This window comes from Candidatus Magnetaquiglobus chichijimensis (assembly GCF_045865675.1).
Lineage (GTDB): Bacteria > Pseudomonadota > Magnetococcia > Magnetococcales > Magnetaquicoccaceae > Magnetaquiglobus > Magnetaquiglobus chichijimensis.
The window spans coordinates 1,938,932-1,953,581 of the sequence record NZ_BAAFGK010000004.1 but is presented as its reverse complement, the minus strand read 5'-3'; the positions used below and the strand labels follow the sequence as shown (position 1 = coordinate 1,953,581).

12 protein-coding genes are annotated in these 14,650 nt (G+C 61.8%); 5 read left to right on the top strand and 7 right to left on the bottom strand.

Features of this window, described 5'->3' with window-relative positions:
• Positions 1-300: 300 nt before the first annotated feature.
• Positions 301-552 (bottom strand): hypothetical protein, encoded by a 252-nt coding sequence (locus tag ACOY6C_RS12660; RefSeq protein ID WP_420905833.1) that lies wholly within the window; start codon positions 550-552, stop codon positions 301-303.
• On the opposite strand from ACOY6C_RS12660, the gene ACOY6C_RS12655 reads away from it, so the two are divergent.
• A complete protein-coding gene (locus ACOY6C_RS12655) occupies positions 529-1,749 on the top strand; it encodes a tetratricopeptide repeat-containing protein (RefSeq protein ID WP_420905832.1) in 1,221 nt (406 codons plus the stop codon). The two genes, ACOY6C_RS12660 and ACOY6C_RS12655, sit on opposite strands and share 24 nt — an antisense overlap.
• 9 nt (positions 1,750-1,758) lie before the next feature.
• Here the strand turns inward: ACOY6C_RS12655 and ACOY6C_RS12650 are convergent, their stop codons facing one another.
• The 3 genes from ACOY6C_RS12650 to serC all read right to left on the bottom strand — a co-directional run bounded on the left by ACOY6C_RS12650 (position 1,759) and on the right by serC (position 4,936).
• Positions 1,759-3,135 (bottom strand): DEAD/DEAH box helicase, encoded by a 1,377-nt coding sequence (locus ACOY6C_RS12650; RefSeq protein WP_420905831.1) that lies wholly within the window; start codon positions 3,133-3,135, stop codon positions 1,759-1,761.
• Entirely contained in the window at positions 3,132-3,725 is a 594-nt protein-coding gene (locus ACOY6C_RS12645) for a VanZ family protein (RefSeq protein WP_420905830.1), read from the bottom strand. Before ACOY6C_RS12645 ends, ACOY6C_RS12650 begins: the two co-directional genes overlap by 4 nt.
• 122 nt (positions 3,726-3,847) lie before the next feature.
• Complete coding sequence (gene serC, locus ACOY6C_RS12640) at positions 3,848-4,936, bottom strand: 3-phosphoserine/phosphohydroxythreonine transaminase (protein WP_420905829.1); 1,089 nt, start codon at positions 4,934-4,936, stop codon at positions 3,848-3,850.
• Between the two features lie 227 nt (positions 4,937-5,163).
• Between serC and ACOY6C_RS12635 the strand changes: the two genes are divergently transcribed.
• The gene (locus tag ACOY6C_RS12635; protein WP_420905828.1) at positions 5,164-6,264 is read left to right on the top strand and encodes a SpoIIE family protein phosphatase; all 1,101 of its coding nucleotides are present in this window, start codon (positions 5,164-5,166) and stop codon (positions 6,262-6,264) included.
• Positions 6,265-6,386: 122 nt separating this feature from the next.
• On the opposite strand, the gene ACOY6C_RS12630 is transcribed toward ACOY6C_RS12635, so the two are convergent.
• Positions 6,387-6,659 carry a hypothetical protein gene (locus ACOY6C_RS12630; protein WP_420905827.1) on the bottom strand — a complete coding sequence of 91 codons (273 nt, stop codon included), beginning with the start codon at positions 6,657-6,659 and terminating at the stop codon, positions 6,387-6,389.
• Between the two features lie 1,198 nt (positions 6,660-7,857).
• On the opposite strand from ACOY6C_RS12630, the gene ACOY6C_RS12625 reads away from it, so the two are divergent.
• Positions 7,858-9,666, top strand: coding sequence for a hypothetical protein (locus ACOY6C_RS12625; RefSeq protein ID WP_420905826.1), 1,809 nt, complete (start codon positions 7,858-7,860; stop codon positions 9,664-9,666).
• Positions 9,667-9,936: 270 nt separating this feature from the next.
• Positions 9,937-11,070 (top strand): hypothetical protein, encoded by a 1,134-nt coding sequence (locus ACOY6C_RS12620; protein WP_420905825.1) that lies wholly within the window; start codon positions 9,937-9,939, stop codon positions 11,068-11,070.
• 80 nt (positions 11,071-11,150) lie between these two features.
• Here the strand turns inward: ACOY6C_RS12620 and ACOY6C_RS12615 are convergent, their stop codons facing one another.
• Positions 11,151-11,975: an aldo/keto reductase family protein gene (locus ACOY6C_RS12615; protein WP_420905824.1), complete on the bottom strand. Its 825-nt coding sequence runs from the start codon at positions 11,973-11,975 to the stop codon at positions 11,151-11,153.
• Between the two features lie 151 nt (positions 11,976-12,126).
• Between ACOY6C_RS12615 and ACOY6C_RS12610 the strand changes: the two genes are divergently transcribed.
• A complete protein-coding gene (locus ACOY6C_RS12610; RefSeq protein WP_420905823.1) occupies positions 12,127-12,525 on the top strand; it encodes a hypothetical protein in 399 nt (132 codons plus the stop codon).
• Between the two features lie 27 nt (positions 12,526-12,552).
• Here ACOY6C_RS12610 and recD read toward each other — a convergent pair whose 3' ends face one another.
• Positions 12,553-14,634: an exodeoxyribonuclease V subunit alpha gene (gene recD, locus ACOY6C_RS12605; protein ID WP_420905822.1), complete on the bottom strand. Its 2,082-nt coding sequence runs from the start codon at positions 14,632-14,634 to the stop codon at positions 12,553-12,555.
• Positions 14,635-14,650 lie beyond the last annotated feature (16 nt).

The window sequence follows — 14,650 nt, the reverse complement described above, 5'->3', positions numbered from 1 at the left end:
CTCCTTGGGGGGATGGTCGGGAAGCGATTATACAGGTTTGCCATAACATGACAACCAGGAATGTGTATCAGGCGTTGATTTAAAGTTCTTGCTCTCAAGGGTAGGATGTGACACGATTGGTAATATTTTTTTGGCGCTGATACACCCTTGCCATCCAACGCCTGCCTGCCAACTCAAGCCACTCGAAGGTGAATCATGGGAGACTCGATTGATGCGTCCCTTTCAGCCCCGGCTGGGAGTAAAAGCGATCATGGCTTTATCGTGTTTAGCGATATTCATGGTTTTTCAAAGGTCAAAAAGTCAAGACGGGATAAAGTCTACCGGGCTTTCGCGAACGAGCTTCTGCCCAGTCTCAATAAGAAAGTGATTCAAAAATTCAGGAAAGGTCCAGATCCTCTGGATGTCTTCAACACCTGGGGAGATGGCATGATGGCGGTCTTCTCGGATGCCCTTCAGACGGTACGCTTTTTGGTGAAGTACCGAGATTTCTTTCATGGTTTTAAGTTTTCCAACAATCGCATGCCGAAAATGAAGCCGCGCATCGCCGCCCATTTCGGTCCTCTTTTCCGGTTCCAGGATGCCACCCTGGAGGGACGCCCGAACGTCACCGGCGCACATGTCATCCTGCCCGCGCGGTTGGAGCCCATGACCCGCAGTGGGGAAATCTATGTCACCAAGGATTTTAAGGATTCCGCCAGGACGTCTTATCAAGTCAAGAAAAAGTATGTCTTTGATTCGTTGGGAATGATGCGGCTGGCCAAGGATTTTGGCGAGGACAAGGTTTTTCGTCTGCGGAAACGCACCGATCCCAAGGAGATCATCGATCCGATCATGGCCCTCGATCTGACCAATACCCTGCCCCGACCCAAGGGGCCTGACGATGACGAGAAAAAACTGCTCGACAGCCTGGGCGCAACGCGTAATCCCCAGGCATTCCAGGCTTTGGTTCAGGTCTCTCCGCTTATCAAGGATATGTCGAACAGAAGTGGTCCTTTCCTGTTCGCTCTGGCCACTCTTCTGAAAAGCGGCGGGATGTACCAAAAAGCGATCGATGCGCTTGATTTGCTGGAGAATCAGGTCTTGAAAGCCGAGGATCTCGAAATTCGTCCCTACCAGTACGATTTGAAGGTGTTGGCGCTCAAGACCGATTGTCTCTCCCGCTTGCGGCGCTACCAGGAGGCCGCCAATCTGATCTACGGGGTATTCAAGGCCAACGAGAACGATTCCAACACCCTTTCCATGCTGGCGGCCCAATACAAACGCCATGGACTGTATGCCACCAGTGACACCACCCCTTCCATGCGCGATCGTACCCTGATCGATCGGGCCCTGAATCTCTACAAGGAGGCGTTTCGCCGCGACATCACCGCCTATTATCCAGCCATCAATGCCGCCTACCTTGGCATCATGCTCGGAGGCAAGCAGTCGGACGAAGGGCGGAAATTGGCGGCGTTTGTTTGCAAGTATTGGCAAGAGGGTTGGGATATCGACGCATGGCGGCGTGCGGCGACAGAACGCGGGGAGAAACCGGACTGGTGGTTGCCGGTGAGCGTTGCGGAGGCGCAAATGCTTCTGGAGGGAGACTCCCTGGAAGCGCTGGTTTCCCATTTTGCGAAACTGGTGAACGAACTCAAACCCACCTGGTTCGAGAAGGCCTCGACCCGCGAGCAGATCGAGATCTATGGCATCGTCACCGGGCGTATCGGGCAGGTCCAGCCGATCCTCGACATTCTGGATCCGAACGGCTGAGCGTTCGGCCTACCCCTCCTCGCGTTGATAGGCGGCGTGCTGGCGGCGGCGTTTGCTGGTGAAGGTCTCGGCGGTATCCTGGGAGACCAGCTCATACAGAATCGCCTGCTTGCCGGCGCGCGGACGCAACAGCCGGCCCAGCCTCTGCACATGCTCGCGGATCGAGCCGCTGCCCGACACAATGATCCCCACGCTCACCTCGGGCAGGTCGATCCCCTCGTTCAACACCCGCGAATTGACCAGAAACGGAAACTCCCCCGCCCGGAAACCCTCCAGGAACCGGCTTCGTTCGCTGATCTTGGTTTTGTGGGTGATCACGGGCAGAAAGAAGGTCTCGCCGATGGCATAGGCGGTGTCGTTGTCGTCGGTGAACAACAGGGCCCGTTCGTGGCGATGGCGTCGCAACAGGCTCCATACCATGCGCAGCTTGGCCCGCGAGGCGCGCGCCAGACGTTTCTGCAACCGATAGGCGGCCATCGCCTCCCGTCCCTCGCGGGAGCGACCGCACACCATGATGAACTGACTCCAACCGTTGGGCTTGGAAAAACTCACCCCGGTGGCGCGGGCGAACTCCCGATAGTGGGCATAGGCCGCGTCATAGGCCTGGCGTTCGTCCTCGTCGAGGATCACCGGCACCTCTTCCAGACGGTAGGGGGCGAGAAACTCCCCCTCCAGATCGGTGATCTCGCAGCGATAGAGCAGAGGTCCGAGCAGGTTGAACAGATCCTCTTCTCCGCCATCGGTCCGCTCCGGGGTGGCGGTGAGTCCCAGCCGATAGGGGGCCACGCACATCAGGGCCGCCAGACGGGTGGTCGCGGCGGGCAGATGGTGGCACTCGTCGCAGATCAGCAGTCCGAAGCGGTTGCCGATCCGCTCCATGTGCATGTAGGCCGAATCGTAGGTGCTGACCGTGATCGGCTGGAGTTCGTATTCGCCGCCGCCGAGCATGCCGATCCGTTCGCCGAAGGCCTGACCGAGCTGATCATGCCACTGTTGCACCAGGTTGATGGTCGGGGCCAGGATCAAGGTGTCGCGTTGGGTGCGGGTGATGGCCATGCGGGCGATGAGGGTTTTGCCGGCGCCGGTGGGCAGCACCACCACCCCGCGTCCCTCGGCCTGGACCCAGGCCTCGAAGGCCTTTTTCTGGTGGGGACGGGGGGCATGATCGCCGCGCGGACGGAACGAACGCGGCTCGAAGGCGCGGGCGCGATCCTCGTAGGGGGTGCGGGCGCGGTGCAGGGCCAAGACGATGGGGGCGTAGTGGCGCGCCTCGGCGCGGAAGGCGTCGATGCGGTCGTCCCAACGCAGGAGGGTGGCGACCGGTTGCAGCGACTCGACCGGACCGGAGATGATCAGCGATCCCAGATCGAAGGCGACCTTGATCATGACGGCAGGGGTTCCGGGTTGGGGGCGGGGAGTTGACGCATCAGAATCGCGAACCAGATGCCACAGGCCGCGCCCAGGCCGTTCAAGGCCACATCCCCCAGGTCGAAGTAGCGGTTCGGGAGCATGAACTGGATGCACTCGTCGGAGAAACCGAGCAGGACGACCGTCACATAGGACCAGAGCAGCCCGACGCCGCGCGGTTCTCCCATGGCGCGGAACACCAGAAAGGCCAGAAAGCCGTATTCGAGCAGATGGACCCGTTCCGAGGGGTTGTCGGTGTGGTAGGCCACCAGCAGGATGGCCAGAAATGGGAGCAGGGCGTGGATGCGCTGTTCGCGGCGGATGCGCCGATAGAGGATGCCGACCACCATCCCGAGGGCGATCAGCAGGATGGTGGAGATCACCAGCCCGGTTTCGCGCTTGCCGATGATGGTGAAGATTCCCCGGGTGATGATCGGGGTCAGGGGGAGGGTGAGGTAGATGGTGAGCATGTAGGCCCCGACCACGGCCCAACGCGGCCCCGGATAGTGGATCTGGAGCCGCTTGGGCAGGTCGATGAACTGGGCCAGGTTGTAGAAGGGGTTTTTCATCGGCCACGCTCCAGGTCGTTCGGGCGACGTGGAGCGTTGACCGGATGGAATCCGCCAGGGGATGGGGCCTGATGTTCGGGAAACATGAAATCCGTATCCAACCTCGCGGAATTGATCAAGAGTTATCCGTTGACGCGTTCGAACTCCTTCATGAAGGCGATCAAGGCGTCGATTCCCTCTTCGGGCATGGCGTTGTAGATCGAGGCGCGCATGCCGCCCACCGAACGATGGCCCTTGAGGGTGACCAGACCGGCGGCCTTGGCGCCCGCCAGGAAGGCGTCGGTCAGATCCGGGTTGGCCAGGGTGAACGGCACGTTCATGCGCGAGCGGCTGGCCACTTCCGTGGGGCAGAGATAGAACGCCGAGCCGTCGATGGCGGCGTAGAGTTTCCCGGCCTTGTGGATGTTGCGTCGCTCCATTTCGTTCACGCCGCCCTGCTCCTTCACCCATTCGAGCACCAGGCCCAGGATGTAGATGGCGTAGGTGGGCGGGGTGTTGAGCATGGAGCCTTCCTTGGCGAGGGCCTGATAATCGAGCATCGTCGGCAGATTCGCCTTTCGGCCCATGAGATCCTTGCGGATGATCACCACGGTGACGCCACTCGGGCCGAGATTCTTTTGCGCACCAGCATAAATCATGCCGTACTTCGACACCTCCACGGGGCGCGACAGGATGTTGGAGGAGGCGTCGGCGATCAACGGCACGTCGCCGGTATCGGGCAGATAGGGGTATTCCGTGCCGAAGATGGTGTTGTTGCTGGTGATGTGGGCATAGACGGCATTCGGGTTGAGGGTCAATTCCGCCTGGGTGGGGATGCGGGTGTAATTGACGCTTTTGGTGGTGGCCGCGACACGCACGTCGGCGCAGAGTTTCCTGGCCTCCGAGCAGGCCTTTTCCGCCCAGCTGCCGGTGAGCACATAATCCACCGACTGGGAGGCCGGATCGGTGATCAGGTTCATGGGGAGCATGGAGAACTGCAACGAGGCGCCGCCCTGCAAAAAGAGCACGGCGTAATCCTCGGGAATCCCCATCAGTTCGCGCAGCAGGGCCTCGGCATTGGCGATGATGGCCATGTAATCCTTGGAACGGTGACTCATCTCCATCACCGACATGCCGGATCCCTTGTAATCGAGCATCTCATCCCTGGCCCGTTCCAGAACGGCGACAGGCAGGACGGCGGGACCGGCACTGAAATTGAATACACGTTTCATGGGGCAAATCTCTCCTTGAAGGGGTTGGTCATGTGGCATGGATCAGCTCTTGGCCTGACCGTTGCTTGGCTTTATGATGGAACGGAACGACGCATCGGGAGACTCTTCCTGCCGCGTCCTTTCGATTTTGTGATCACGACAGGGTATTCCAGCGCGTGGCCAGAGGCAAGCATGCCTTTTCGCGGATGCGTGGTTCCATGGAAAGATTCGCAAGGGATGTAACTGACATGCGCACCATTCTGGTTGTGGATGACGATCCGTTGGCCCGGCTGCATCTGGAGCGTTTCTTGAAACGCGAGGGGCATGCGGTGTTGATGGCGCGCGATGGACAGCAGGGGGTGGAGATGTTTCGCGCCAAGCATCCCGACCTGGTGTTGATGGATGTGATGATGCCGGAGATGAACGGCCATGAGGCGACCCGGCGGATTCGGGCGGAGACGACCAACGACGATGTGCAGCCGCCGGTGATCTTTCTCACCGGGGTGGAGGATCAGGAGTTGTTGGCCGAATGTCTGCATTGCGGCGGGGATGATTTCATCTCCAAGCCGTTCAACCACATCATTTTGCAAGCGCGTCTGAAGGCGTGGCTGCGCCGGGTGGAGTTGGCCGAGAAGGTGGCCATGGATCGCGATGCGATCGAGAACGTCATCCAGAAGATGCGCAAGGATGACCGGTTCGATCCCTTTGCCATGCGTCTGTTGATGACCCCGGTGGACAAGACCACCGGGGATCTGGTGCTCTCGGCCCGGGATGCGCGCGGGGTGCAATATGTGTTGTTGGGGGATTTCACCGGCCATGGTCTGGCGGCGGCGGTGTGCGGTCCGCTGGTGTCGGATATTTTTCACGACATGATGCCAATCGGGTGTACCTCAGGGGATATCCTTAGGAAAATCAATGAAAAAATCCATACCCGCCTGCCGGTGGACATGTTCCTGACCGCCTCTTTCATTGCTCTCGATCGGGCCGCGGGTCGGATGACCGTGTACAATGCGGGCATGCATCCGTTGTTCATCCATCGTGACGGTCACGGCTTCTGGGGCCCCGCGTCGAAGCAGATGCCGCTCGGGATCGTGCGGGAGATCGCCGTCGAGGAGACGGAGGTGGTGATGGAGGTGCGCGAAGGGGATCTGATCTACCTTTATTCGGATGGGGTGTATGAAACCCAGTCCCCGGACGGACTGTTCTTCGGAGGGGAAAATCTGAATCGGGCGCTTTCCGGGATCGCGGTGACGCGGGCGCCGTTGGAGTCGATCCAGTTGGAGTTGGAGCGGTTCCAGGGGGATCCCAATCTGCGCGACGATGTGACGCTGGTCGAGTTGACGGTGTGAAGCGTCGCCATGGCTGGGATTGGGATAGGTGCGCGGAATCTGGATTGGGGTGCGCGGTCGTGCGTCCCCCTCGTTGGTTTGCTTGCTCAACGAGAGGGACGGGAGCGACGGGTCAATGGGGGTCAGCCCGCCTGTTCCGCGAAGGCGTGCTGACGTGTGGCGCGCAGAAACAGAAAAACGGAGGCATGTTGCTGTCGATCCTCTTCGCGGGTGCGATAGGCGATGCCGCCCACCGGTTGTCCATCCCACTCATGTTTGACCACGACGTTGATGGCCCGTTCCAGATCGTGGCGGGTGGCGCAGTAGCCGAGTTCGACATCGACGAGGTGGGTGTCGGAGGTCCAGAAATAAGTTCCTGCCCCGCAAAACCAGTCATGCTTCCGTGTTGTGAACATGGTGTCCTCCTGACAGTGGTGACCGCGGCTGATGGACCGCTTCCATGGGAGGCGCGTCGGATCGGGCCGATGCGCCGACACGGGCCGGGGTTGGCCCGTCCCATCGTGATAGAGGGTTTGTCAGACATGGGGCGAATGGCGTTCGAGCCATGCGTCCATTGATGCCTGGATGGAATCACCCCACACATTCGCATGATGAGGGGATCTCCCCGCACCCTTTCGACCTTCCCTCACGGGAGGTTCACGGTACGAAGTGTGTGTGTACAGGTGCGAACTTGAACATGATGGGGGGAGAGCCTCCTCATCCCCCGTACCATGGACCTCCCTTTGGGAGTCTATGGTAATGTACAGGCGCGACCCGAGGGGGAGCGAGTCCCAGCGGATCGCGCCACATGCGGACGATTCCGATTCGTTGGCCTTCCAGGTGTTCCGGCGAGGGAGTTCCTGGTAAGGATGGGGGAGAGGGGATCCCCATCGAGCCAATGTTGGCGGGTGGGGATCGGTGGTCCCCAAGGCTGTGTCGTCCAGACGGCGCAAGGCTACCGGGTGACCGGACTTGTGAGGCAGGCCAGGGCAAAGCCGTATTCCACCTCATGCCATGCCGTTTGATATTGGGTCTATGCAAGAGCCGTGCAAGATGTGTCAGGCTCTGATTATAAGATAAAACATCCCTGTTCTGCCGCGTTTTGAGCCGTTTCCCGCCGCTTCCCTTTCAGGCAATGCGTGCCTGATGTTGTGGCAATCGATCTTGTGAATGCCTGTTTCGCGGGCAATATCTGCCCGCGTCGCCATCTTGATTGTTACCGTGGAATGCACGTCAGGGAGTTCCACGGTCGAGGGATAAGGGGGGGGCTTCCATCATGCTCAAGTGACCGTGGAATTCACGTCGAGGGAGATCCACGGTCGGGGGTGAGGGGGGATCCCCGAGCAGGCAAGTTACTCAAGTTCGGGTTCGTGGTATTTCGAACGTTTTTATGGAAAAAAAATCTTGACATCTCATGGGCGGACTTGCATCATGGATGCCATTGTGATTAAGCCAAGACAATCCGAATTGTTCCAGATGTGCCTTGAAAATCAGGATTTAGTCACACAACACCGCACCTGTCCCGTACTGGCGGCGATTGCATGCCGTTTTAGTTATTTTTTTGAACCGATTCAAGGGGTCTATACAAAAATGATCAAACAGGGAGTCCAATCCATGAATTTCAAGGGTAGCACTTTGTTGGCCATGGCCGGCGCGCTGGCTCTGGTCGTTGGCACCACGGCATGTGGCGGCGGCGGCGGCAGCGGCAGCAGCTCCACCAGCATCGCTCTGGGTGGTCTGGCCTCCGATGGTCTGCTCCAGGGCGCCACGGTGTCGGTGTACTCCAGGGAGGGCACCACCGCCTGCACCACCGCCACCACGGACACCAACGGCAAATACAGCTTGACCGTGCCCGCTTCCTGCGCCACCCCGCTGCGCATCGAGGTGAGCGGCGGTAGGGACAAAACCACCAACAAGGACAATGACCTGACCTTGAAGTCCCTGGTGACCTCCTCCTCCCAGACCACCGCCAACCTGTCGCCCCAGACCACCCTGATGACCGAGGCCATCAGAGCCGCCGCGGGTAACCTGGACAATCTGGCCACCAAGTCCTCCACCGAAGTGACCCAGATCACCGGCACGGCGGTCACCAACGTGGTCAAGGCTTTCGGCTTCGGTTCGGAGGCCCAGTTCGCCAACCCGATGTCCACCCCGATCACCACCACCGCCCAGACCAGCGCCTTCTCGCAGGCCGGTGACGCGGCGGGTGAAGTGTTCCGCCGTCTGGCCTCCTCCGCCGGTCTGGCGACCCCGAACGCGGTGAGCTCTTTGATGCAAACCTATGCCGCCTCCCTCTCCGGAACGACCAACAACGTCACCGTCGGCACCAGCACGATCACCCCAACCACGCTCCAGGCCATGGTGAGCAGCCAGCGCGCCCTGGTGACCGCCGAAGTCCTGGCCGGTACCCTGGTTCGCAACGTGACCAGTGCTTCGGCCACGACCGGCCTCTTGGGAACCGGCGCCAATCTGACCACGTCCGGCTCGGAAGGCCTGATCAGCACCATCACCTCTTCGACCACGGCCAAGAACCAGTTGGCCACGGACGTCTCCACGGCCATCGCCGCCGGCGTGATCACCACCGGATCCACCCTGGCCACGCAGTTGACCACGGTCTCCACCAGCACGACCGCGGTCACCACCGCGCCCGTGACCACCAGCGTTCCGACTGCCGCCGTGGATCTCACCACCGTCACCACCAATGCGACCGCCGCGGTGAACGCCGCGAGCTTCATCGTGCATCCCGCCGTGACCCTGACCGATTATCCACAAGGCACCACGGCTTCCGCCTCCAACCAGACGATTGCCCAGAGCGTCAGCTCCACCGGGATCATGACCGCCAACGTCGGGACCGCCCTGAGCGCCTCCAACCTCACCGCTGTCGGCAACGGTAGTGGCAAGGCCCCGGTCATCAACTTCTCCCTGGGTCAAAGCCTCGGCAACAACAAGGGCTCGGGTGTCGCCCTCGTGACCGCCCTGCTCAAGGATGGGGCCACCGAGACCCGTTCCACCGGGCAGCGTCAGATCATCGCGAGCACCAGCTACAACTGGAGCAGCGACGGCACCAACCTCACCCTGACCGCGCCGGCCAATGGCGTGGCTTCGGTGACCTATTACACCACCTCGGCCACGGCTTCCGCTTCCGCCACCATCACCAACGTGGATGCCGATCTGCTCACCGTTACCGGTGGAAGCGGCGGCTCTCAGGTTCCGGCCACGATGAATCTCAAGGTCGCCAATCTGTTCAGCAACAAGATGCCGGCTTCGGCCTCCATGAGCCCGAGCGGTTCGGTGGGCAACTACTTCTACAAGGTGACCATCAGTGGTATTCCTCTGGCGGCGTGCGCCTCCACGGACACCACCTGCAGCACCACCATCGCCAAGCCGTTCACCGTGGTTCAGGGCACGATCTCCGCGCAGTAAGTGACCTTGCGACCTGTTTAAAAAAAACGCGCCCCTTGTGGGCGCGTTTTTTTTGTCGATAATCACTCCAGGGTGTGGTCACCGGATGGGACACCTGCTGATTCTGGATCTGTCGATTCCCGTTGCCGATAATCACGCCAGGGTGTGGTCATCGGATGGGACACCTGCTGATCCTGGAACCGTCGATTCCCGTTGCGCACGGATGGACCCGTTGCGCACGGATGGACCGTTCGGATTTGATGTTCAACCGCCTGCGGGATGAAGTCGGACATGATGAAAAACATGGGGTGGAAGGTGGCGATCTTGGGGCTTGCCGTGCCGGCCCTGTCCTATGCCGCGCCGTTGGATGAGTTTCTCACCGCCCATCCCGGCTTCGAGGCGATGCACGGCGAGGGGGAGGTCGGCGTGGATCTGATGAACCGCACCGTGGATCTCTTCAAGATGCGCGGCGACCCGGATCCGCGCAACAACGCCATCGGCGACTACCGGGGTCTGCATGCCCGTGGCGGTCTGGCCTTGACCCGACGGTTGTGGGTGGATGGCGGTGTCTGGAACCGCAAGATCATCACCCCGTATGACAATGGCGAAAGCCTTGCCTTGCATGCCGCCGCGCAGTTTCAGGTCTTGCAGCCGCTGGGCGCCTTTCCAGCCATTGCCTTGCGGTTGAGCGGCTGGCGCGATTCGGCCTCGGATGCCTCGAAGGGGTCGCCCACCACCATCACCACGGGGGATATGAGCGTCACGGCCAATGCCATCCGCATCGACAGTCCCCAAGACGAACAGGCGCAGATCGATCTGATCGGCACCTGGACGTTGCCCAGCAACACGGCGCTTTCCACGTTCGTCGGTTATGGCAAGAGCAGCGTCTCCTTTGACCAGTTGACCATCAACGGTATTTCGGTGGGCGGGGAGAGTTCGGCGGGTCAGTTCGTGATCTCACCGGCAACCATGTCCGATGGTTCGATCGGCGTATCCGGCGTGTGCGTGAGTCAGTGCGGCAAGGTGTTGGATTTCAAGGTGCCGGCACCCGCCGGCCAGACCATCCCGAATGGTCTGAACATCGGTTACGATTCGACCTATTTTCAGGCGGGCGGGAGTTTTTCCTGGATGTCGCCGGAGTGGCGGGCGCGGTTGGGATACCGGTTCGTCAAGTGGAACCGCGATGTGGACGAGGCGGTGGTCCAACTCGGGAAGAACGCCATCGACACCAACCATTTTCTGACCGGCGAGATCGGTTACAAACCGCCGTTTCCGCTCTTCGAACACGCGGGTTTCTTCGTGCGCGGACAGGTGATGAAAAACCAGTTCGTGGGTGAGGTGCCCTTCTCCTACAACGCCTTCAGCGCCCACAAGTTCGATCACCGCTATGGGATTGTCACCCTGGGGATCAGCGGCGGCTTTTAAACCGCACCCGGTTTGGAATGGGTCGTGTTTGCCGTCGAAAAAAAAGAGCGCGTCTGGGGTACTCCTCTCCCAGGGTGGTCTCACCCGTTGAGCGGCGCTCCAAACAACGCGCGTTCGAGCGCGGCGCAGCTTGCCTCGTCCAGCCCGATGGCGTCGATCGCCAGATCTTCCGCCATGTGCCGCGCCGAGGTGGTGCCGGTCAAGGGGGTGATGCCGCGCTGGGTCAGCAGCCGGAAGAAGAGTTGTTCGGGGGTGCATTGCCGTTCACGGGCCAGGCTGGTCAGGGCGGCATGGGCCAGGAGATGCGGGTTGGCGGTCAAGGTCCAGAAACTCTGATAGACGATCCCCAGCCGGGCGCATAAGGCGCGGATCTCCCGATCGTAGCCGGTCTGGGCATGAAACCGGTTCTGCACCACTGCCGGTTTGACGCGCGTGTTCAGGATCAGGTGTTCCAGCAGGCGCGCATCGTAACAGTTGCTGATTCCCAGACGATGGGCGCCTCCAGCCAGATGGATTTTTTCAAGGGTTTTCCAGGCTTCAAGCGTCTGTCCGATCGTGGCCAGGGGGGAGTGGAGCAGCAGACCATCGAGATAATCGGTGCCGAGATTGCGCAGCGACGCCTGAAAGGATTGCGCCACCTGGTCGGCGATGGGGGCTTCGGGATCATAGGGGATGCGGTTGGGATCCTGACCGGGCAGGGGGGTGAATTTGGTCTGAATATAAAGTTCAGTCCGTTTGATTCCCGCGCCGAGGGCCACCGCGATCCCCTGACCCACCCCGGCCTCGTGGTAATGTTTCGGCTGGCAGGCGGTATCGATGCCCCGAAAGCCGAGTGCCAGGGCCTGCCCCACCAGCGCGGCGGTCCGATCCTGTTTCCAGGCGGTGCCGTAGACGATGCCGGGCATGGGAATTCCCCCGTTTTTTCGACCGTTTCCCTCACCAGTTGCCATTCGGGTCTCCTCATTGTGCGCGTGATGCCAAGGATGTCTTTCCAAATTCCCCCATGGGGCCTATCCTAAAAGAACCTTTCACCCGAAGTCACGGTCTCAAGTCCACATGTCCGCCAACTCCCCGATGATTCTCAAGACCCTCACCATCTGCCGCGAGCTGTTCGTCGCCGCCCCCTATCTCAAGGAGCGACTGGGCGCGGCCCGCTTCGAGGCGGAACTGCTGCCGCGTTTGCGCCAGATCCGGGAGGGGTTGCGCATCGGGCCCAATCCCGACTTTGGCGTTGCGCTCGTGGATACCTTCGAATGGGGATTTCACACCCCGGCGCAGGCGCTTCTGGATGGGATCATCCAGGCTCAGGGATTTGACTGGCGTTTCGTGACCGGGCGGCGGCGTCGCTTCAAGGAGCTGGCCCCCGATTATCCCGAGTCGATTCCGCCGGTGGTGGGCAATCTGTGGGCCGAGGCGCTGGCGAGCGCGGAGCGGGCGCTGGAACCTGGGGAGTGATCCCCGAGCGGACGGAGCGGCGTGGTTTCAGGCCGGGAACAGGGCGCCGCCCGCCCGTGTCACCCGCCGGGCGATGATGGCATCCAACAACCGCTCCTCTCCGGTTTCCGCCAGGATCAACCGTGTGCGTGCCCGGGTGACGCCGGTGTAGAGCCACTCCCGTGTCAGGATCGGGTTGAGGCTTTCCGGAACCACCAACACCACCTGGCCGAACTCCGATCCCTGCGACTTGTGTACCGTCATGGCGAACACGGTCTCGACCGGCGGCAGACGACTCGGCGCGAACCAGCGGACGCCACCCATCTCCCCGTCCTGGCTCCAGAAAGCCACCCTGGTCCACCACTCCCCATCGACGGGCAGCGTGAGTGTGACGCCGATATCGCCGTTCATGAGCCCGAGGGCGTGATCGTTGCGTGTCACCATCACCGGGCGTCCCAGATACCAACTCCGTCCGGTCTCGATCAGGCCGGCGGCGCGTAACGCCCCCTCCACCCGTCCGTTCAACCCCTCGACCCCCCAGAGACCCTGACGGGAGGCGCACAGCAGTTGGAATCCGGCCTGTGCCCGCAGCACCGCCGCCGCCCAGAGGTCGAATGCTTCGGCAGGGGCCTCGAGGGCGGGTTTTTCGGCATGCAAAAGCTCCAGATAGCCCCGATAGCCGCCTGCGTTTTTTTCAGGGCCCGTGCGGTTTCGCCTTGCCCCTTCCGGCGAGGTCCGTTCCATGTCATCGACGATCAGGGCATCGAACGAGGCATCGGGCGCGCGGAGCGACACCCAGGAGAGATCCGTGCCGGGAGCGGCGCGCAGCGCGGCGATGCGCGCTCCATCCCCTCGGTTGATCGCCTGGGCCAGCTCCCCGATGCCGCTGGTGGAGGCGAAACGGAAGTTGCGTCGCAGACGCACCACCGCCTGATCGAGCGGCGTTCCATCCGTATCGAGCCACATGGGGTCGAGGGGGTGGCCGGTGGTCTCCAGCAGGTGGGTTGCCGTCATGGGGGTGTAGTGGCCGCGGTCGGCGCGCTGACAGAGGGTTCCCAACAGGGCGCCGGCCTCGACCGAGGCGAGTTGGTCCTTGTCGCCGATCAGAAGGAGTCGTGCCCGTGGGGGCAGGGCGCGCAGCAGATCGGCCATCAGCTCGACGCCGACCATGGAGGCCTCGTCGATCACCAGGAGGTCCAACCATAAGGGGTTGTCGGCATCGTGGCGGAAATGACGGCTGTCGCGTTGCCCGCCGAGCAGACGGTGCAGGGTGGTCACGCGGTTGGGAATGGCGTTCCAGACCTGTTCGTCGAGCGGGCAGGCTTTTTGGCGCAGCCGTTCGAGTTCACGGGCGATCGCATCCCCCAGGCGCGCCGCGGCCTTGCCGGTCGGTGCGGCCAGGGCGATGCGCGGCAGTTCGCCATCCGGCTCCGTGCCATCCCGCTCCAGGTGCAACTGGAGGAGAAGGGCCAGAAGACGCACCACCGTGGTGGTCTTGCCGGTGCCGGGACCGCCGGTGAGGATGCCGAAGCGGGTCTGGATCAGGCGCGCGCAGGCGATGCGTTGCCAATCGACCGCGCCGGGCTCGGACGGAGAGGGGGGTAGCAGGCGATCGAGCCACGTTCGGACGCGGGACGGGTCGAACCGGTCGTTGGGATCATCCGTCACAGGGTGGGCGATCCAGGTGGCCACCTCCTGTTCGCACTGCCAGAGACGCCGCAAATGGAGGCGTGTCCCGACCCGTACCAGAGGGGTCGGGCTGTCGGTGGTTCCAGGTTCGGCGATCAGATCCGGGTGGTCGAGTCGGGCCAGCCAGCCCGCCAGATCGATCCGCGCCAGCCAGCGTTGCGGGAGATCGGGATCCCGGAGCGGGGAGGGGTCGCACCCTTCCGGAGGGATGTCGAGCGTGCCGTTGGGATCGGTCAAGAGCGCGGCCAGATCCAGATGGAGGTGTCCGCGTCCGGCCTGATGACTGGTGAGGGCCGCCGCGAACAGCAGCCAGCCGTCCGCATCCGGGCAGCGATCGCGCAGGAACGCGGTAAAATGAAGCTCCACGCCGCGCAACCAGCCGCGTGTCCGCCAGCGTGTCAGGATTTCCAGGGGATCGGGGAGATCTGGCGGGGGGTGCATGGCGCTGGACCATTCT

Excerpts from the sequence above, each read along its gene's own strand:
- ACOY6C_RS12615 (WP_420905824.1), bottom strand. The coding sequence starts at position 11,975 with ATGCCCGGCATCGTCTACGGCACCGCCTGGAAACAGGATCGGACCGCC.
- serC (WP_420905829.1), bottom strand. The coding sequence starts at position 4,936 with ATGAAACGTGTATTCAATTTCAGTGCCGGTCCCGCCGTCCTGCCTGTC.
- ACOY6C_RS12650 (WP_420905831.1), bottom strand. The coding sequence starts at position 3,135 with ATGATCAAGGTCGCCTTCGATCTGGGATCGCTGATCATCTCCGGTCCG.
- ACOY6C_RS12630 (WP_420905827.1), bottom strand. The coding sequence starts at position 6,659 with ATGTTCACAACACGGAAGCATGACTGGTTTTGCGGGGCAGGAACTTAT.
- ACOY6C_RS12625 (WP_420905826.1), top strand. The coding sequence starts at position 7,858 with ATGAATTTCAAGGGTAGCACTTTGTTGGCCATGGCCGGCGCGCTGGCT.
- ACOY6C_RS12660 (WP_420905833.1), bottom strand. The coding sequence starts at position 552 with ATGGGCGGCGATGCGCGGCTTCATTTTCGGCATGCGATTGTTGGAAAA.
- ACOY6C_RS12610 (WP_420905823.1), top strand. The coding sequence starts at position 12,127 with ATGTCCGCCAACTCCCCGATGATTCTCAAGACCCTCACCATCTGCCGC.
- ACOY6C_RS12635 (WP_420905828.1), top strand. The coding sequence starts at position 5,164 with ATGCGCACCATTCTGGTTGTGGATGACGATCCGTTGGCCCGGCTGCAT.
- ACOY6C_RS12655 (WP_420905832.1), top strand. The coding sequence starts at position 529 with ATGAAGCCGCGCATCGCCGCCCATTTCGGTCCTCTTTTCCGGTTCCAG.
- recD (WP_420905822.1), bottom strand. The coding sequence starts at position 14,634 with ATGCACCCCCCGCCAGATCTCCCCGATCCCCTGGAAATCCTGACACGC.
- ACOY6C_RS12645 (WP_420905830.1), bottom strand. The coding sequence starts at position 3,725 with ATGAAAAACCCCTTCTACAACCTGGCCCAGTTCATCGACCTGCCCAAG.
- ACOY6C_RS12620 (WP_420905825.1), top strand. The coding sequence starts at position 9,937 with ATGATGAAAAACATGGGGTGGAAGGTGGCGATCTTGGGGCTTGCCGTG.